This is a genomic window from Brachybacterium sp. GCM10030252, from assembly GCF_042666535.1.
In the GTDB taxonomy this organism is placed as follows: domain Bacteria; phylum Actinomycetota; class Actinomycetes; order Actinomycetales; family Dermabacteraceae; genus Brachybacterium.
Window position 1 is genome coordinate 88569 of sequence record NZ_JBHTDM010000006.1, and the last position, 16543, is coordinate 105111.

A 16543-nucleotide genomic window follows, 5' to 3' on the forward strand; every position below is an offset into this window, starting at 1 on the left:
AACTTGTTTGCCCTGGACGGATCGGCCTCGAAGACTGGCCCCATGCCCGACGAATCCACCGACCGAACCATCCACCAGCACCCGCTGGCCTATCTGCTGGGCCTCGAAGGCGTGGCCCTCATGCGTGCTTTCGCCGGCGAGTACGACCGGGCGTTCACCGAGGCTCGGATCGCCGAGGTGCGTCACCTCCTGGACCGCGCGGACGAGCTCGGGCCGGGGATCGATGTTCCTCCCCTGCCGGTGGCCGATGGCTATGACGGCTGGGCGGAGAGTTACGACGGCGAGGACAACGGCTGCTTCCCGATGCGTGACGATGTGCTCGCTCCGATGCTCGATGCCCTCCCTCCAGGGCGCGCTCTCGATGCCGCCTGCGGGACCGGTGCGGTCACCCGGCAGCTGGTCGACCGCGGCCACGACGTCGTCGGCGTCGACTTCTCCGAGGCAATGCTGGCGCGCGCCCGCACGGCCGTCCCCGAGGCTCGATTCCTTCCGGGCGAGCTTACCGCTCTTCCTCTGCCGGATGGCGATGTCGACCACGTGGTGTGCAGCCTGGCGTTGACCCACCTCGGTGACCTGGCTCCGTTCTTCGCCGAGGCGGCGCGGGTCATGCGACCCGGCGGCCATCTGATCGTGCTCGACACCCGCGGCCACTTCATCGGATCGCCGCGCTATCCCCTGGTCAAGCAGTCTCCCGACGGCCGCACCGGGCACATCACCGGATTCAGCCACGGCCTCGGGGACTATCTGCGCGCCGCCCTACCGCACGGTTTCGGGGTGCGGGCCTGCGAGGAGACCTTCCGCGGCGACGTCACCGTCGGCCCCGAGGACAAGGCAGCGCCGCTGACCCCCGGTCCGCCGAGCATCTGGGAGCTGCATCCCTGGGCGGCCGACGCCACCAACGCCGCCAAGGCGGGGCAGTCGTCCCTGGTGGCCTGGACATTCGAGCTGGTACCCGGGTTCTGAACCCGATTCGCTCGCGCCCGACTGCGGCGCCCGCTGCTGGAGGCTGACCCCACCTGCGGTCACGGCTGGAAGCGCCCGAAACCGGCGCTCCCCGGCGGGCGCCGGGGTGTCCGGCTCCGTCGGGCGTGACGTACGGTCGAAGCACGCTGCTCGCCCCGCATGGGCGACCTCATGCCACAGCACGAGAGGAAGGCATCCCATGGATCACATCCGTCTTGGTCACTCCGGTCTGTACGTCTCCCGTCTGGCGCTGGGGACGATCCCCTTCGGCTCCGGAGGCGGCTTCGAGAAGATCGCCGGGCTCTCGGTGGACGATGCCCGTCGGCAGCTCGACGAGGCCATCTCCCGCGGCGTGAACTTCATCGACACGGCCAACATCTACTCGGCCGGGGACTCCGAACGGGTGCTCGGCGAAGCCCTGGGGAATCGCCGCGAGGACATCATCCTCACCTCCAAGGCCCGCACCTCCATCGGCGAGGGCCCCAACGACACCGGCGCCAGCCGGCAGCACGTCACCCGCGCGGTCGAGGACAGCCTGCAGCGCCTGGGCACCGACCACCTCGACCTGCTGTACATGCACCAGTGGGACGGCCAGACGCCGATCCTCGAGACCATCCAGACCGTCACCGACCTGATCCGTGCCGGCAAGGTCCGCTACTGGGGCGTGTCGAACTACAGCGCGTGGCAGCTGACCAAGACGGTGTACGAGGCGCGGCAGGCCGGGCTCGAGGCCCCGATCGCGCAGCAGGTCTACTACACGCCCGAGGCTCGCGAAATCGAGTACGAGATCATCCCGGCCGCCCGCGACCTGGGGGTCGCAACGTTCGGGTGGAGCCCGCTGGGCGAGGGCCTGCTCAATGGCAAGGTGCGCCGTGGCCAGGAGACGCCGTCGGATACGAGGCAGGGCACGGGCTGGCCGGAGCCGCACGTGACGGACCGCGAGCGCGCCTACGACCTCATCGAGCTGTTCGACGAGATCGCCGAGGACCTGGGCTGGACGATCCCCCAGGTGGTGATCTCCTGGATCCTCAATCGGCCGGGCGTGGACGGCACGGTGATCGCCGCCCGGTCGTTCGAGCATCTCCAGGAGGACCTCGACGCCGCCGACCTCACCCTCCCCCAGGAGGCCCGTGACCGCATCACCTTGGCCTCCCAGCAGCCGGCCTACTACCCGCTGTGGCACCGCCTGCTCAACGGACAGGACCGACCGGAGCCGGCCGAGGCCGAGTTCTACCAGGAGCACCAGCGGGCGCTGGACGCTGCAAAGGAGGAGTGACCCCGGTGCGCGGCGCGCTAGGGAAGCTGGTCTGGTCACTGCCGGAGTATGTCGCCTGATGGAACGGGGCCACCGGGCACCGGCGTGATCCCCAGGCGCGCCCGGAATCCACCCTGGGGTTGATCCTCACCATCCCGTAGGCGGATCCGCGCCGCGCCGGCCCGTTCGTAGTCTGCGGTTACTCGCCGGGAACGGCTCGGCGGGAACGCAGAGACGAAGGACGACCCCGTGAGCACCTACAGCACGATCACCCACCACGGCACCGGCAAGGGCACCGCCAGCTTCGTCCTCGGTGTCTGCTCCCTGCTCGCCGGTTGGATCCTGATCGCCCCGCTCGTCGGTCTGCTGCTCGGCATCTCCTCGCTCGGGAACGAGCCGGCCGCCCGCGGCCGCGCCGGATGGGGCATCGTGCTGAACCTCCTGTCGATGCTCGGGTGGATCATCGCCTTCGTCCTGCTCGCCGTGGCCGGCGTCGGCCTGACGTTCCTCAACGGCAATCTGGACGTGGGCTCACTCCTGGGCGCATGACTCCGGCCCGGTGCGCGCTCGGACGCCGTGGTCGCGCCCTGATCGGGGCCCTCAGACAGTGTGAAGAGACCACCGCTGGCCCCGCTGCTCTACGGGCCTCAGGCATCGCTCTCAGGCCGACGGCCGCTTCGTCCGCATCACCTTGTGGGTGCCGTCGCACCACGGCTTGATGGCCGATCCCCCGCACATGCACACGGCACTGACCGGTCGCCAGGTGCGGTGCTCCTCGCCGTCCTCGTCCTGGATGACGTGCTCCCCGCGCAGCAGCATCGGGCCGCCCGGGCACAGGACGACGTCGGGGTGAGCGTCTGCCGCCTCGGCGCTCATGCTGCCCACTCCGCGAGCATCCGCTCGGCGTAGCGATCGTCGACGTGCATCGAGGCCCAGGCGCCGAAGTAGATGTTCTCGTACTGGTCGGGGTTCTCCTCCAGCAAGGTGCCGCAGACGTTCCGGATCGCGAGCTGCTCGTGGACCGCGTCGGCCTCCACGTGCTCGGTGTAGTACTCGATGATCTCCGCAGGGAATCCCAGGCGCTCCAGGCCTCGGGCGACCTTGCGGGATGGCGCGGAGCTGGTGGCTTCGAAAGCGCCGAGGAAGCCGAGGGACGCCGCCCGCAGCCGGCGGTTCAGGCCGAACATGCTCATGACGTTGTCCTGCTCGAGGATCTCCAGCGGGGCCTCGTCGATGTAGGCGCCGAACTCGGAGGACAGGCCGCTGGCCTCGAGGCCACGCGCGAAGAGCTGGGCGTGCAGGCGGTTGGGGTCGCCGCCTCCGTACTCGTCGTACTGCAGTTCGACCACGGCCGCTTTGACCCGGTTGGTCAGCCGCGGGATCGTCCACGTGGTGTGGTCGGATTCCTTCAGCGTGTAGATCGACTTGTGGCGCAGGAACTGGCGCATCTGGTCCGCCGTGGCCGCGCTCTGCAGGTGGCCCACGACCGACGGGCCGTCATGGCCGGCGACGAAGGCGAAGAAGTTCTCGGCGAAGTCGCCGGGCTCGGGGAATTCAGGGGCGCGGTCGCGGAGCTCCTGTTCGAAGCTCTGTTCCAGCTGTCGTCGCAGGCCGATCAGATGCGGGTCCCATTCCAGCTCATCTGCAACATCGTCGAAGCCGCGGTGGTGCAGCTCGAACAGGGACCACAGGGCGATCTGGACGTCGTCAGGGCCGTCGGCCTCGGGAACCGACCCCACCCGTGCGGTCTCCCCCGAACGCATCGCGTCCAGGACCGCGTCGCTGAGGGATCCTCGCGCCGTGGGGGTCAGCATTGCTCGCTCCCGGTTCCGACGAATATCCGTGGCGCTGCAGCGGGTCGCGCAACGGTGGGCGGGCACGTCAGCGGGCGCATGGAAGTCCTCATCTCGCGGTCATCGACGCGCGGCCGGGAACAGATCGCCCGGAGTCTATGGCCCTGTGCGACTGCGGCTCACGCACCTGCCCGGGACGCGTGAGCCGCGGTCGGGGCGGTCCAGCTAGGCGGCGGCACGGAAGGCCTGGTCACGAGGGTGCACGACGACCCGTACGGTCAGCTGACTGACCCGCGGCAATCATGAACCTAGTGGTCGGTACGCTCACGACGGCGGGCTCCGGTCGCATGTCGGTGTGGCGAACGGAGTGCTGGACGGCCTGGCGAACGGAGTGGCGGCAAATACTGATCACCTCGAGGCAGCTTCAGCGGACGGGTGTACCCACTACACTCCTTCTCACGTTGTAATCTACGGAGGGCGACGATGGTGTCACGCCATGAGCGACGCGCGCAGGTGCGCGGCTGGCAGCGCGCCGTCCTGGTGGCGTTCGCCCTGGGAGGGTTCTCGCTCTCGAGCTGGGCGACGCGACTGCCTGCCATCCGCGAGACGCTCTCGCTGGACAACGCGCAGCTCGGCCTTGCTCTGCTCGCCCCCACCATCGGCTCGGCGCTCGGCCTCGTGGCGGCACCGATCATGCTGCGCACCTCCGGGGCACGACGTGCTCTACTGGTCATGCTCGGTGCCGCGGCTACCGGGATCGCGGTTGCGGGTGGGGCGGTCTGGGCGAGCAGCGTGGCGGGATTCCTCGTCGGCCTGGGAATCGCCGGGCTCGGGATCGGGGCGACCGACCTGCTGATCAACATCGACGGCGCCTCGGTCGAACGTCTCGCCCGGCGCACACTGATGCCGTTCCTGCATGCAGCCTGGCCGGCGGGTGCGGTCCTCGGCGCCGGGATCGGCGCCGTGTGCGCACGGCTGGGGATCGCACCCGCGGCGCAGCTGCTCGGGCAGGCGGTCCTCGTCGTCCTCGCCGCGGTAGTCCTGGTGCGGTTCGTCCCCAGTGGGTCGCGGGGCCTGCGCCGGCGGAAGGATCCCGGGACGACGTCGCGGCGCCGGCTCAGCGGCGTGGTGGATCTGCGCCTGCTGGCGATCGGTGTCGTCATGTTCGCCGCGGAGTTCGGCGAGGGCGCCGCAAACAGCTGGCTGAGCATCGCCATGCGGGATGCCCTGCGGCAGTCCGAGGCTTTCGCCGCCGGAGTCGTCGGCGTCTATGCGGCCGCGCAGGTGCTGATCCGGGTGGCCGGCGGCCCGCTGGTGGACCGCTTCGGACGGGTGACGATGATCCGCGCCTGCACCGCGCTCGGCGCTCTCGGCGTGGCTGCCATGGCCCTGGATCTCGGCGTTCCCCTCGCGGTTCTCGGCGTGCTGCTGTGGTCCGTGGGGGTCTCCATGGGTTTCCCGTTGGGGATGTCCGCCGCGGCCGAGGGGCCCGACGGCGCCCGTCGGGCCTCGACCGTCGCCAGCGTCGGATACGTCGCGAACCTCGTCAGCCCGCCGCTCATCGGCTTCCTGGCCAGTGGCTACGACGTGCTGACGGCGTTCTGGCCGATTGCGGGGCTGTTCCTCCTCAGCGCCGCACTCGCTCCGGCCTTCCGCTCCTCCCGGCGGCGGACCTGATCCTGCAGCGGCCGTCCCTGAACAAAGGCGTGGGGGCACGACGACGTCTGTACCGTGGGCCGTATGAGCGATATCCGGGTGTTCGCGGGCCGTGCCAGTGAGTCGTTCGCGGCCCTGATGTGCGAGCGGCTCGGCGTGCCGCTCAGCGACACCCGGTTGCAGCGGTTCGCCAATGACTGCCTGGAAGTGCAGCTGATGGACAACTGCCGGGAGCGGGACGTCTACCTCGTCCAGTCCATCGCCGCCCCGGTCCAGGAGCACCTCGTCGAGCTGCTGCTGATGATCGACGCGGCGCGCGGGGCCAGCGCCTCACGGATCACCGTGGTGATGCCGCACTTCGCCTACGCCCGCTCCGACAAGAAGGACGCCCCGCGCATCTCCGTCGGCGGCCCCCTGGTCGCGGACCTGCTGGCCACCGCGGGAGCGGATCGGGTGCTGACGATGACGCTGCACGCCCCGCAGGTCCAGTCCTTCTTCCGGATGCCGACCGATCAGCTTCACGCGCTGCGGGAACTGGCCGATCACTTCTCCGGCGAGGACCACTCGAACACGACCGTCGTCTCCCCCGACCTCGGCAACGCCAAGAGCGCCACCGCGTTCGCGCGCCGGATCGGTGCCCGCGTCGCCGCGGGCGCCAAGGAGCGCTTCGAGGACGACCGGGTCGTGATCACCTCCCTGATCGGCGACGTCGCCGGCCGCGACATCATCGTCCTGGACGACGAGATCGCCAACGGCAGCACGGTCATCGCCATCCTCGAGCACCTGCGCAATGCCGGTGCCGGGCGCGTCCGCGTCGTGTGCACCCACGGGATCTTCTCCAACGGCGCCCTCGACCGCATCGGTGCCGCCGAGGAGGTCGACGAGATCGTCACCACGGACACGGTCCCGCGCCAGGGCAAGGACCACCCCAAGCTCAGCGTGCTCAACGTGGCCCCGGCCTTCGCGGAGGCCGTGCGCAGGATCCACAGCGGCGACTCGGTCAGCGCGCTGTTCGGCCCCACGGCGCTGTAGGCGGCGACCCCGCGGCACCTCCCGTCTCTATTCGATGACCCGTCATCTATTCGACGACGTGTGCAGTGTCCGCCTGATGCACCGTGCACTCATCCACGCTCGCCCGTTCCTCCGCCGTCGGAGGCTCGAAGAGCGTCAGGATCCGTGCCAGGTCTCTGCGGGAGACGGGAGCAGCCCCCTGCTCGCCGCGCGCCGAGCGCTGTTCGAGGCGCCGCCACAGCTCGGGTTCCGGGACCTCGAAGACGTGCCAGTGGATCCGTGCGCCTCGCGCGCGGGCGTCGGCGAAGACCATGGTCCGCTCCTCCTGCATCCAGAGACCGTCCTCGAGGATGACGTCCACGTCGTGCTCGAGGAGGGCGAGGGCGTGGCGATACAGCCGTTGCTGGAGGCGTTCGTGGACGGCGGCGTCGGCCATGTCGAGGCCGAGGTCGTCCTGCCAGTCGTCGGTGGAGATCCGCAGGCCGTGACCGTCTGCCTCGAGCCGGCGGGCAAGAGTGGTCTTCCCGGAGCCGGGCGGGCCGCAGAACAGGTTCAGGACAGCCATGGGCACAGTTTCGCATGGTTGCCCCGTCGGCCTGCGCGCCACCGTTCGGTAGGTCCCGCCCCAGAACCTTCCACCGCTGACCTGTTGCTGGCTACGGTCCAGGCAGCGGGCCGTCGAGCGCCCGTTCGGAAGGACGACACGACAAGGAGCGAGATCATGACCCACCACGTCAGTTCCATGCTGGAGACCTACCCGAAGGACCTCGGCAGCATCGATCAGCAGAAGCTGGCCGAGTGCATCGAGGCCTGCTTCGAATGCGCCCAGACCTGCACCGCGTGCGCCGACGCCTGCCTGGCCGAGGACATGGTCGCGGACCTGCGTCAGTGCATCCGTCTGAACTCGGACTGCGCCGACGTCTGCGAGACCACCGGCCGGGTGCTCTCACGTCAGACCGGGAAGAACGTCGAGCTGAACCGCTCGCTGCTCGAGGCCTGCCGAACCGCCTGTGCCGCCTGCGCCGAGGAGTGCGAGAAGCACGCGGAGATGCATCAGCACTGCAAGGTCTGCGCCGAGGCCTGCCGCCGCTGCGAGCAGGCGTGCGCCGACCTGCTCTCTGCGATGGGCTGAGAGGGAGCCCGCCGACCGACCCCCGCCGCACTGCGGCCTGAAGCACGTACCGCAGCGCACGTGAGTCACACGCACAGAGGGAGCCCGGCCGACGATGGCCGGGCTCCCTCCGTGCGCGAGAGATCACCGCTCGGTGACCCTCGGTGCGTGGACATGCGGGACGTGCGAAAGGGGACGACCGGATGGCCGTCCCCTTTCGGGGTCAAGGGCCGCTGCGGCCCTCGGGAGTGATCAGTTGTTGCCGCTCTGCTGACCGCCCTGACGGCCGGCCTGGCTGGGATCGGCGGAGTTCTCTTCGCCGAAGCTGCCCGAGCTGGCCTGGCCACCCTGGCGGCCCGCTTCGCTCGGATCGGCCGAGTTCGACTCACCGAAGCTGCCCGAGCTCTGCTGGCCGCCTTCGCGACCGGCCTGGCTCGGATCGGCGGAGTTGGAGTCGCCGAAGCTGCCGGAGCTGGCGTAGCCGCCCTGCTGACCGGCCTGGCTGGGATCGGCCGAGTTCTGCTCGCCGAAGCTGCCCGAGCTCTCCTGGCCGCCCTGCTGGCCGGCCTGGCTCGGATCGGCCGAGTTCTGCTGGCCGAAGCTGCCCGAGCTCTGCTGACCGCCCTGGCTGGCCTGCTGTTCCGTGTCGTCCCGATTGCCGAACTGCCCGGGGTTGTTCTGATCAGCCATGATGAACTCCCTTCATGTCCGCCGGCCGGCGGCCGGCCGAGCTATCTGCTCGTGACCAAAACGTTATGCACAGTGAGAGCCGCTTCTCAACCCCCACGACCGACCGTTAAGCCCCCGGCCATCTCGGCGGAACCCGCACGTCGACCGCCGGCCGACGGCACCACGGCCACGAGCCGCAGCGCACTTCTCGCCGCTGGCCTCGACGCTCATCGAGCTGACATACCCCGCCCGGCGCGCCCCGGCCAGTCTCCTGCCGATATCCGGTCCGACCGGTCGGGAACCCTTGGCGGCCCCTCGCGGCGTGGCTACGTTGGCGAATGGGACCAGCCCCCGACGCAGACCCGTCGGAGCCGGCCCCTCTCCCGAGACGTCGACGCCGCACCGCGGCACCCACGATGACTCGATTCCGCAGAGGACCGATCATGACCACAGCCCGACCCGACCCCGCGTCATCCGCCGGCCGCACCCCCGGCACCGGCCGCTCCCCCATCCAGATCGCATCCCTGGTGTACGGCGTGATCTTCCTTCTCGTCGGCATCGCGGGATTCATCCCCGGCCTGACCGCCGACGTCGGCTCCATGCAGTTGGCCGGGCACCATTCCGAGGCGATGCTGATGGGCATCTTCCAGGTCTCGATCCTGCACAACGTCGTGCACCTGCTCTACGGGATCGCCGGCCTCGCGCTGGCGAGCCGCCCCTCCCTGGCTCGCCTCTACTTCCTCGTCGGCGGCGCCGTATACCTGGTGCTGTGGATCTACGGGCTCGTCATCGGCGACCACTCGATGGCCAATTTCGTGCCGCTGAACACGGCCGATGACTGGCTCCACTTCGTCCTCGGTGTCTCCATGATCGGCCTGTCGTTCCTGCCCCGCCTCGGGCCCGGCCGCACCGCCACCGCGACCCAGTACGGAGGCGCTGAGCACGGGCGGCACTGACTTCTTCGTCGGTGCCCCGCTCTCGCGGGCGCACCACTGACCGCTTCGCCGACGACGCCTGGCGCGGATCGCCGGCGAAGCGACTGGATCGACAGAATCGCCCCTGAAGGAGAAGATCCGTGTTCTTCCACAAGCAGGAACTGCAGTTCAAGGCCACTCCCGACAAGCCCGACGCCGTCTACGCCCGCAAGCTCCAGGAAGTGCTCGGCGGCCAGTACGGCGAGATCACCGTCGCCATGCAGTACGGCTTCCAGGCCTGGAACACCCACATCCCCGGCAAGTACCGCGACCTGCTCTACGGGATCGGCGCCGAGGAGTTCGGGCACGTCGAGATGCTCGCGACCATGATCGCCCAGCTGCTGGAGAAGGCTCCGATGGGCGTGACCGAGGACGCGGTGCAGTCCGATCCCACGATCGCCGCCGTCGTGGGCGGGATGGACGTCCAGCACGCCATCGTCGCCGGCGCCGGGGCACGCCCCGTGGACAGCAACGGGAACCCGTGGAGCGGCAGCTACATCACCGCCAGCGGCAACCTGCTGGCCGATTTCACCTCCAACGCCAACGCTGAGATGCAGGGCCGCACCCAGGTCGCTCGGCTGTACCACATGACCGACGACTCGGGCGTGCGCGACCTGCTCTCGTTCCTGCTGGCCAGGGACACGATGCACCAGAACCAGTGGACCGCGGCGGCCCGTGAGCTGCAGGAGGAGGGCCTCGAGCAGATGCCTGTTCCGAGCAACTTCCCGATCAATGACGAGTACCGCGAGGCGTCCTACCAGTACCAGAACTTCTCCGACGGTCAGGCGGCCTCCGAGGGCTCCTGGGCCAGTGGCCCCACGCCCGACGGGAAGGGCGAGTTCAGCTACCACGACGGGCCGACGACCTCCGCGCCGATGCCGGAGCCCACCCGCCCGGACCCGCGGCTGTACGGCACCACCGACAAGCCCAACCCGATCGAGAAGGCCACCGGGGCCGTCAAGGACACGTTCAACAAGCAGTGAATCACCACGCACTGACCGCACACCGCTGCCCGCGCGGCGGGCAGCAGTGGGAAGGAGAACCATGACGGAGAACCAGTACGGCCATACCGATCCGGAGCCCACGCGGCCGTCCCAGGCCGAAGGGGAACCGGACGAGGACCTGATGCCGGCGGGAGACGCGAGCGACGAGCCGGAGCCCACCGAGCAGGACGACGGCGAGCGCTTCGATCCGGACCCTCTGCGGCCTTCGCAGGCCGAAGGTGACTCGCAGGGTTGAGCAGACAGCCCTCGGGGCCGCCCCGGTGCCTTCGGGCCCCGGGGCGGCCTTGTCAGCTCCCGGCCCGCTCGGACGCTCCGGCACGTCTCCCGTCTCGCGCGCGGGCCTGGGTCTGAGTCAGAATCTCTGATCATCACGGTGCCCCGGCCCGCGCTCGGCGGCCCGCAGACGAACGACACCTGGAGGTCACATGTCCACCGAGATGCGGCGCATCGGGTCGCTCGACGAGCTCGAGGCAGAGCTGCGCGAGAATCCCGAGCTCTTCCTGCGCTACTCAGAGGGTCCCGATGCGGACCGGGAGGGCGGGAGCATGGACAGTGAGAGTGGGCTGGAGATGCCGGGGCTGTCCGTGAACCCCATGCATCCCGAGTCGTGGTGGACCCGGCCCGTCACCGACTGGCTGGCCCGGCAGCTGTGCCAGTATAAGGATCTGGCGGAGAAGAACCCGGAACGCTTTGCGTGGGTGCTGCGCGGCGAGCGCGTCGGCAACGGGCCGGACTGCGAACCGCTGATGACGAACGTCGAGCCCATCGCGCGGCTGGAGCCCTCCGTGCTCGAGGAGGCCGAGCGCGTGTACGAGGAGAACTTCGACGCCGGCCAGGGCCCGGAGGACTGAGCGCCCGGAAGAGCGAGCGCTCCCCACAGCTCAGCGCGCCCCGCGGCCCAGCGCCCCCGCCGCCAGCACGACACGCGGCCCAACGCGCCCGCCACCAGCACGACACGCGGCCCAACGCCCCCGCCACCAGCACGACACGCGACCCAGCGCGCCCATTCCACCGAAACATGCCGCGAGCGGCACGGATCAGTGGAACGGAACGGCGCGTCGCCTACCGTTCCGGCTCGTGCTGCCCGAAAACTCCTCCACCCGTCGGCCCCCGCGCTTACGCTTCCGGTGAGCGCACGACGCCGCGTCGGCGCCCTCGTGGAGGAGGACATCATGCCCGCAGCCCTGCACCCCTACCTGAACTTCCCCGGCAACGCCCGAGAGGCTTTCGAGTTCTACGGCTCGGCCCTCGGGGCCACGCCCCAGTTCGCCACCTTCGGAGAATTCGGAGCCGTCCCGGACGGCGACCCCAGCGCCGACAAGATCATGCACGGCAGCCTCGAGGTCACCGACCTCATCAAGCTCTACGTCTCGGACGTCATCGAGGGCATGTCCCCCGAGGGCTTCGTCCAGGGCAACAACGTCACGCTGTCCCTCATGGGCGATGACGACGCCGTGCTGCGCAGCGCCTACGAGAAACTCTCCGAGGGCGGCACCATCACCATGCCGCTGGAGAAGCAGATGTGGGGCGACGTCTACGGCAGCTTCACCGACCGCTTCGGCATCGTCTGGCAGGTCAACATCTCCGGCTCCGACGAGGGCTGACGCTCCACTCGCGAGCAGCTGTCGGGACTGTTGCGCCTCGTGCGATGAAGGGGCTCGCCCTCTGGCATGGCTGTCCATGAGCGGGACCACTGTCCATCAGCGGGACGTCAGTCGCAGATGCCGTGCTGAGAGCACGGCGAGCCCGACTGACGTCCCGTCGACGGACAGCACCTGCTCGTCGAACGGGTCACGAACGGGCACGCGGGCAAGATTCGTCGCCTCGCAGGCTCGACAGGACCGGTCACGCACGGACAGACAGGATTCGCCGACTGACGGGCCGGCTGGCTCGCTGCCCGACCGGCTCGCTGGCCGGCTGGCCAGCTGGCCAGCTGGCCAGTCTTACCGCGCGAAGTCGAGGACCAGCCGACCGCGCACGCCGCCCGCCTCCAACCGGCGGTGGGCCTCGGCCGCCTCGCCGGCGGGCAACACGTCGGCGACGCGAAGCGTGAGCACGCCCTGTTCCGCCTGGTCACGCAGGGTCTCGAGCTTCTCGCGCTCCTCGGCGACCTCGGCCACCATCACGGGATGAACCCGCAGGTCGCGCTCACCGTTGCCTCGATATCCGCGGAAGGTGGCCACGGAGCCGCCGTCCTTGACGGCGGGCAGCACCTGCTCGTTCTGGATCGCCCCGTCGGCGAGACCGTCGACGCCTTCGGGGTAGAGCTCGCGGATCCGCTCGACAACCTCGTCGCCCCGGGGCACGATGGCGTCGGGCCCGAGGGAGCGCACCAGTTCCTCGTCCTTCTCGGCGGCGTCGGCGATGACGGCCAGTCCGTCGGCCTTGGCGAGCTGGATCAGGTAGCCGCCCAGCGCTCCGGCAGCGCCGGTCACGGCCAGCACCCCGCCGGGCGGGAGACCCAGCAGGTCCAGCGCGTGGCGCGCCGTCATGCCGTTCATGGGCAGGGTGGCGGCTTCGGCGTCGTTCGCCTCGCGCGGCGCGCGGACGACCGAGCCGACGGGCAGGACGATCTCTTCGCGGTAGGCGCCGTGCTCGCCGTGGGGCACGACGATGCCGATGACGCGGTCGCCCTCGGCCAGATCGGTCTCGGTGTCCGGGCCGACCTCGACCACGGAACCAGCGATGTCCATGCCGGGGACGATGCCGGCGATGCCCTGGTCGCTGCCGTCGCGGGGCGGCATGCTGCGCTTGCCGGTGTCGGTGGGGTTGACGGTCGCGGCGGTGACGCGGACCCGCACCTGGCCGGGGCCGAGGTCCTCGGCCGGGACGTCGATCTCGTGGAGGACCTCGGGCCCTCCGTGCTCGGTTACTCCGATGGCTCTCATAAGTCCTGGGTATCACGGGTGCGCGAGGTCGCGCACGGGGCGTGAGGGAAGAGATATCCCGCGGCGACGAGACGGCGCAGGCAACGGGCGGGCGTCACGAGTCAGCGGGCCACGGACCGTCCGGTCCTCGAGCCTGCCCCGGTGCACGAACGGCGTGCCTCAGCTTTCGCCGCGGCGCCCGCTCTGGTGCCGCACCGGCCGGGCGACGCGCGCCGGTCCCGCGGCTCGGCTGGACGTGCCGGTCTCGCGCAGCCGCAGCAGTGCCTCGCGCAGATACGGCATCGCATACTCCACCGCCCCGCGCCCGGCGGGCTGGATCAGCTCTTCCCTGATCAGGCGACTGCGATGGACGTTCTGGTTGTTCACGTTCAAGCCCATCCGCGCCGCGATCTCCGAGACCTGGGACGGCCCCTCGTCCTCGATCATGGCGTAGAGGTACTCGAGTTTGCGGCCGGTGATGTCGCGCAGCGCCGGGCCGTGGACGTTGTAGATCATCGCGTCGATCGTCGGCTCCCGCGCACCCTCGACGTCCTCGATCTCGATCACGTCGGCCTCGCCGCTGCGCTGCCACGCGTGCGATCCCACCACCTGCATCAGATAGGGGTAGCCCCGTGAGATCTGGCCGGCCCGCACGGCGGCCTCGGGGGTGATGGACTTCGCGGTGTCCGAGACGGTCAGGCGGATGACCTCGGCCGCGGTTCCCTCGTCCACGCTCCCCACTTCGACCTTGTGGGCACGGCGCAGGAACGTGGTGCGCGGGTGGGCCAGCAGCTCGTCGACCCCGGCGCGGATCCCCGCGGCGACGAAGCCGACGGCGTAGCCGCGTCCGATGAGGTCCTGCATGTGCTGGGCGATCTCGTGGAGCTGGTCGCGATCAGCGGACTGGACCTCATCGATGCTGACCACGAGCCCGCCGCCCTCCTCGGTCAGCAGCTCGGCGAGCCGCTCCAGCAGCCGCCCCAGGGGGACGGCCTCGCCGTCATAGCGGTCGATGAGCTCGCCACCGGCACCGGCGCGCGCCCCGAAGGCGCCGACGGTCGCGGACGTCGGCCGGATCGACTCGGCTTCGGGATCGGTCTCCCGCAGCAGGTCCACGGTGGCACCTCGCAGCTCCTCGACCATGGACGTCGAGGAGGTGTGCAGGATGATGGTGCGCCAGCCGGCGAGGTCGGCGACGTCGTGCATCTGCGTCAGCAGCACCGTCTTGCCGACGCCCCGGGCGCCCGAGATCAGCACGGAGCGCTCGCCCACCGAGCGGCGGCCGGCGAGCGCCTCACCGAAGTCCTCCAGCGGCGAGCCCTGCATCGCCAGTACGCGCGGGGTGAGCCCGAATCCCGGTGTGAACGGATTGCTGTCCATGCGCGACCTCCCGAATCGTCGAGCGCCACGCTAGCCCATGCGGTTTATGTCCGGTTACACAGTCACGACTGTTATAGACTGTTATACACCAACGGCCAGCAGCGATCCGCCCGCCAGAGCCGCAGTCCGTCACCCTCCCCGTCCGTCGTCGCCCCTGCCGCGGCGCTCATCGAGGTCGTGGGAGCGACCGCCCCGTCCCCGCCCACGCCCGCCTCCAGCAGAGCCTGACAGGCGCGCCAGCATACGATCGCCCCATGGAGCCGACACCTTCCCCCACGCCGTCCTCCGCACCGAGAGCGAGCGCTGCCCCCGCCTCGCCCGGGAGCGAGGGACGCCTCGCCTACATCGACGCAACCGCCGGCATCGCCGGGGACATGCTGCTGGGCGCCCTGGTCGATGCGGGTGCGGATCTCGAGGCCGTGCAGCGGGTGCTCGACGCCCTGATCCCGGGTTCGGTGCGTCTGGCGAGCCGCTCCGTGGACCGGGGTGGCCAGCGTGCGGTGAAGGTCGACGTCGACGTGCTGGTCGAGAATCCTCCGCACCGCACGTGGGCGTCGATCCGCGCCCTGCTGGAGGGCGCTCGAGCCCGCGAGGACGTCCCGGGGCGCACGATCGACCTGGCCCTGAACGTGTTCGGGCGCCTGGCCGAGGCCGAGGGGAACACCCACGGGGTCCCGGCCGACGACGTCCACTTCCACGAGGTCGGCGCCCTGGATTCTCTGGCCGACGTGATCGGCGCCTGTGAGGCGTGGCGGCAGCTGGGCATCACCGAGGGCGCAGGCAGCACGATCGCCGTCGGCAGCGGACGCATCCGTGCAGCGCACGGCGATATCCCGGTGCCGGTACCGGCCGTGGTGCAGCTCGCGGTGGGGTGGCCGACGGTAGCAGGCGAGATGCTGCCGGCGCGGGGGCACTCCCATGGGAACGGCCACGATCACGGGCACGACCACGAGCCAGGCCACGGGCACCACAGCGACCACGGGCACCTTCACGCCCACGCCCACGCCGACGCCGACGCCGACGACAATGACGGCGACCACGCCGATCACCAGGCGCATTCCGGGGATTCGTCTGCCGCTCCCCCGGTCCCCGAGCACGTCGCCGGCGGCCCCCACGAGCACGGCGGTCGCCGCGTCCCGCCGGGCGTCGCGCCCGGCATCGGCGAGCTCGCCACCCCCACCGGCGTGGCCCTCCTGCGCGGCCTGGCCCCGACCTCCGGTCCCCAGCCGACCCTGATCAGCGAAGCGGTCGGTATCGGGGCGGGCACGAAGGACACTCCCGGACGTCCCAACGTCGTCCGGGTGCTCGTCGGCAGGCCGGTCTCCGAGCTCCCCGCCCCGGAGACCATAGGCCTCGGAGACGCTCACGACACCCCGACGTCGGCCCTCCAGCTCGAGGCCAACGTCGATGACCTCGATCCGCGGCTGTGGCCCGGCGTGATCGACGACCTGCTCGAGCACGGCGCGCTCGACGCCTGGCTGACCCCCGTCGTCATGAAGCGCGGCCGCCCCGGGGTCACCGTCCATGCCCTGGTCAGGGAGGAAAGCGCCGGGAAGACGGCTGAGCTGATGATGGACCGCACCGGCACGCTCGGGGTGCGCAGACACCGGGTCGAGCGCGTGATCCGCACCCGGGAGTTCACCGAGGTGGAGGTGCGCGGGCAGCGCATCGCGGTGAAGGTCGCCCGCGATGCGGACGGCACCGTAGCCCGCCGCGAACCCGAGTTCCGGGACGTCGCCGCGGCCGCTCGGGTGCTGGGGATGAGCGAGCGCGCGATGCTCGATCTGGCACGGGAATCCGCGGCCGGCCTGACGGACGGCGATTCGTGACGGATACTGAGGTGGGACCACCGACGCCCCA

General features: G+C 70.3%; 18 protein-coding genes. 12 read left to right on the forward strand and 6 right to left on the reverse strand.

What is annotated here, in order from left to right:
• Positions 1 to 42 precede the first annotated feature (42 nt).
• The 3 genes from ACFQRJ_RS05240 (at position 43) to ACFQRJ_RS05250 (ending at position 2767) form a co-directional block, all read left to right on the forward strand.
• Complete coding sequence (locus ACFQRJ_RS05240) at positions 43 to 963, forward strand: class I SAM-dependent methyltransferase (RefSeq protein WP_377017795.1); 921 nt, start codon at positions 43 to 45, stop codon at positions 961 to 963.
• A gap of 199 nt (positions 964 to 1162) precedes the next feature.
• Complete coding sequence (locus ACFQRJ_RS05245) at positions 1163 to 2239, forward strand: aldo/keto reductase (protein WP_377017797.1); 1077 nt, start codon at positions 1163 to 1165, stop codon at positions 2237 to 2239.
• 228 nt (positions 2240 to 2467) lie between these two features.
• Positions 2468 to 2767: a hypothetical protein gene (locus tag ACFQRJ_RS05250; RefSeq protein WP_377017799.1), complete on the forward strand. Its 300-nt coding sequence runs from the start codon at positions 2468 to 2470 to the stop codon at positions 2765 to 2767.
• Between the two features lie 111 nt (positions 2768 to 2878).
• Here ACFQRJ_RS05250 and ACFQRJ_RS05255 read toward each other — a convergent pair whose 3' ends face one another.
• Both ACFQRJ_RS05255 and ACFQRJ_RS05260 read right to left on the reverse strand, forming a co-directional pair.
• Positions 2879 to 3094 carry a CDGSH iron-sulfur domain-containing protein gene (locus ACFQRJ_RS05255; RefSeq protein ID WP_377017801.1) on the reverse strand — a complete coding sequence of 72 codons (216 nt, stop codon included), beginning with the start codon at positions 3092 to 3094 and terminating at the stop codon, positions 2879 to 2881.
• Entirely contained in the window at positions 3091 to 4032 is a 942-nt protein-coding gene (locus ACFQRJ_RS05260; protein ID WP_377017804.1) for an iron-containing redox enzyme family protein, read from the reverse strand. Before ACFQRJ_RS05260 ends, ACFQRJ_RS05255 begins: the two co-directional genes overlap by 4 nt.
• A 462-nt stretch (positions 4033 to 4494) precedes the next feature.
• Here ACFQRJ_RS05260 and ACFQRJ_RS05265 point away from each other — a divergent pair, with 462 nt between their 5' ends.
• Positions 4495 to 5688: an MFS transporter gene (locus tag ACFQRJ_RS05265; protein WP_377017806.1), complete on the forward strand. Its 1194-nt coding sequence runs from the start codon at positions 4495 to 4497 to the stop codon at positions 5686 to 5688.
• Between the two features lie 63 nt (positions 5689 to 5751).
• Positions 5752 to 6699 carry a ribose-phosphate diphosphokinase gene (locus tag ACFQRJ_RS05270; RefSeq protein WP_377017808.1) on the forward strand — a complete coding sequence of 316 codons (948 nt, stop codon included), beginning with the start codon at positions 5752 to 5754 and terminating at the stop codon, positions 6697 to 6699.
• A gap of 46 nt (positions 6700 to 6745) precedes the next feature.
• Here ACFQRJ_RS05270 and ACFQRJ_RS05275 read toward each other — a convergent pair whose 3' ends face one another.
• On the reverse strand, positions 6746 to 7243 hold the full coding sequence (locus tag ACFQRJ_RS05275; RefSeq protein ID WP_377017810.1) for an AAA family ATPase: 498 nt from the start codon (positions 7241 to 7243) through the stop codon (positions 6746 to 6748).
• A 156-nt stretch (positions 7244 to 7399) separates the two neighbouring features.
• On the opposite strand from ACFQRJ_RS05275, the gene ACFQRJ_RS05280 reads away from it, so the two are divergent.
• Positions 7400 to 7810: a four-helix bundle copper-binding protein gene (locus ACFQRJ_RS05280; protein ID WP_377017812.1), complete on the forward strand. Its 411-nt coding sequence runs from the start codon at positions 7400 to 7402 to the stop codon at positions 7808 to 7810.
• A gap of 231 nt (positions 7811 to 8041) precedes the next feature.
• On the opposite strand, the gene ACFQRJ_RS05285 is transcribed toward ACFQRJ_RS05280, so the two are convergent.
• Complete coding sequence (locus ACFQRJ_RS05285; protein WP_377017814.1) at positions 8042 to 8479, reverse strand: stress protein; 438 nt, start codon at positions 8477 to 8479, stop codon at positions 8042 to 8044.
• 422 nt (positions 8480 to 8901) lie between these two features.
• Here ACFQRJ_RS05285 and ACFQRJ_RS05290 point away from each other — a divergent pair, with 422 nt between their 5' ends.
• The 5 genes from ACFQRJ_RS05290 to ACFQRJ_RS05310 all read left to right on the forward strand — a co-directional run bounded on the left by ACFQRJ_RS05290 (position 8902) and on the right by ACFQRJ_RS05310 (position 12040).
• Positions 8902 to 9414, forward strand: coding sequence for a DUF4383 domain-containing protein (locus ACFQRJ_RS05290; protein ID WP_377017816.1), 513 nt, complete (start codon positions 8902 to 8904; stop codon positions 9412 to 9414).
• Between the two features lie 119 nt (positions 9415 to 9533).
• The gene (locus ACFQRJ_RS05295; protein ID WP_377017818.1) at positions 9534 to 10415 is read left to right on the forward strand and encodes a manganese catalase family protein; all 882 of its coding nucleotides are present in this window, start codon (positions 9534 to 9536) and stop codon (positions 10413 to 10415) included.
• A gap of 61 nt (positions 10416 to 10476) precedes the next feature.
• A complete protein-coding gene (locus ACFQRJ_RS05300; protein ID WP_377017820.1) occupies positions 10477 to 10671 on the forward strand; it encodes a hypothetical protein in 195 nt (64 codons plus the stop codon).
• A 190-nt stretch (positions 10672 to 10861) separates the two neighbouring features.
• On the forward strand, positions 10862 to 11287 hold the full coding sequence (locus ACFQRJ_RS05305) for a DUF6098 family protein (protein ID WP_377017822.1): 426 nt from the start codon (positions 10862 to 10864) through the stop codon (positions 11285 to 11287).
• A 276-nt stretch (positions 11288 to 11563) separates the two neighbouring features.
• A complete protein-coding gene (locus ACFQRJ_RS05310) occupies positions 11564 to 12040 on the forward strand; it encodes a VOC family protein (protein ID WP_377017824.1) in 477 nt (158 codons plus the stop codon).
• A gap of 339 nt (positions 12041 to 12379) precedes the next feature.
• Here the strand turns inward: ACFQRJ_RS05310 and ACFQRJ_RS05315 are convergent, their stop codons facing one another.
• Positions 12380 to 13324 carry an NADP-dependent oxidoreductase gene (locus ACFQRJ_RS05315; protein ID WP_377017826.1) on the reverse strand — a complete coding sequence of 315 codons (945 nt, stop codon included), beginning with the start codon at positions 13322 to 13324 and terminating at the stop codon, positions 12380 to 12382.
• Positions 13325 to 13483: 159 nt separating this feature from the next.
• Complete coding sequence (locus ACFQRJ_RS05320) at positions 13484 to 14683, reverse strand: AAA family ATPase (protein ID WP_377017828.1); 1200 nt, start codon at positions 14681 to 14683, stop codon at positions 13484 to 13486.
• Between the two features lie 254 nt (positions 14684 to 14937).
• Here ACFQRJ_RS05320 and ACFQRJ_RS05325 point away from each other — a divergent pair, with 254 nt between their 5' ends.
• Positions 14938 to 16512 carry a LarC family nickel insertion protein gene (locus tag ACFQRJ_RS05325; protein WP_377017830.1) on the forward strand — a complete coding sequence of 525 codons (1575 nt, stop codon included), beginning with the start codon at positions 14938 to 14940 and terminating at the stop codon, positions 16510 to 16512.
• Positions 16513 to 16543: the final 31 nt, after the last annotated feature.

What these genes read in the sequence shown, in the direction of transcription:
- ACFQRJ_RS05240 (WP_377017795.1), top strand. Translation starts at nt 43, where the DNA reads ATGCCCGACGAATCCACCGACCGAACCATCCACCAGCACCCGCTGGCC.
- ACFQRJ_RS05245 (WP_377017797.1), top strand. Translation starts at nt 1,163, where the DNA reads ATGGATCACATCCGTCTTGGTCACTCCGGTCTGTACGTCTCCCGTCTG.
- ACFQRJ_RS05255 (WP_377017801.1), bottom strand. Translation starts at nt 3,094, where the DNA reads ATGAGCGCCGAGGCGGCAGACGCTCACCCCGACGTCGTCCTGTGCCCG.
- ACFQRJ_RS05260 (WP_377017804.1), bottom strand. Translation starts at nt 4,032, where the DNA reads ATGCTGACCCCCACGGCGCGAGGATCCCTCAGCGACGCGGTCCTGGAC.
- ACFQRJ_RS05265 (WP_377017806.1), top strand. Translation starts at nt 4,495, where the DNA reads ATGGTGTCACGCCATGAGCGACGCGCGCAGGTGCGCGGCTGGCAGCGC.
- ACFQRJ_RS05270 (WP_377017808.1), top strand. Translation starts at nt 5,752, where the DNA reads ATGAGCGATATCCGGGTGTTCGCGGGCCGTGCCAGTGAGTCGTTCGCG.
- ACFQRJ_RS05275 (WP_377017810.1), bottom strand. Translation starts at nt 7,243, where the DNA reads ATGGCTGTCCTGAACCTGTTCTGCGGCCCGCCCGGCTCCGGGAAGACC.
- ACFQRJ_RS05280 (WP_377017812.1), top strand. Translation starts at nt 7,400, where the DNA reads ATGACCCACCACGTCAGTTCCATGCTGGAGACCTACCCGAAGGACCTC.
- ACFQRJ_RS05285 (WP_377017814.1), bottom strand. Translation starts at nt 8,479, where the DNA reads ATGGCTGATCAGAACAACCCCGGGCAGTTCGGCAATCGGGACGACACG.
- ACFQRJ_RS05290 (WP_377017816.1), top strand. Translation starts at nt 8,902, where the DNA reads ATGACCACAGCCCGACCCGACCCCGCGTCATCCGCCGGCCGCACCCCC.
- ACFQRJ_RS05300 (WP_377017820.1), top strand. Translation starts at nt 10,477, where the DNA reads ATGACGGAGAACCAGTACGGCCATACCGATCCGGAGCCCACGCGGCCG.
- ACFQRJ_RS05305 (WP_377017822.1), top strand. Translation starts at nt 10,862, where the DNA reads ATGTCCACCGAGATGCGGCGCATCGGGTCGCTCGACGAGCTCGAGGCA.
- ACFQRJ_RS05315 (WP_377017826.1), bottom strand. Translation starts at nt 13,324, where the DNA reads ATGAGAGCCATCGGAGTAACCGAGCACGGAGGGCCCGAGGTCCTCCAC.
- ACFQRJ_RS05320 (WP_377017828.1), bottom strand. Translation starts at nt 14,683, where the DNA reads ATGGACAGCAATCCGTTCACACCGGGATTCGGGCTCACCCCGCGCGTA.
- ACFQRJ_RS05325 (WP_377017830.1), top strand. Translation starts at nt 14,938, where the DNA reads ATGGAGCCGACACCTTCCCCCACGCCGTCCTCCGCACCGAGAGCGAGC.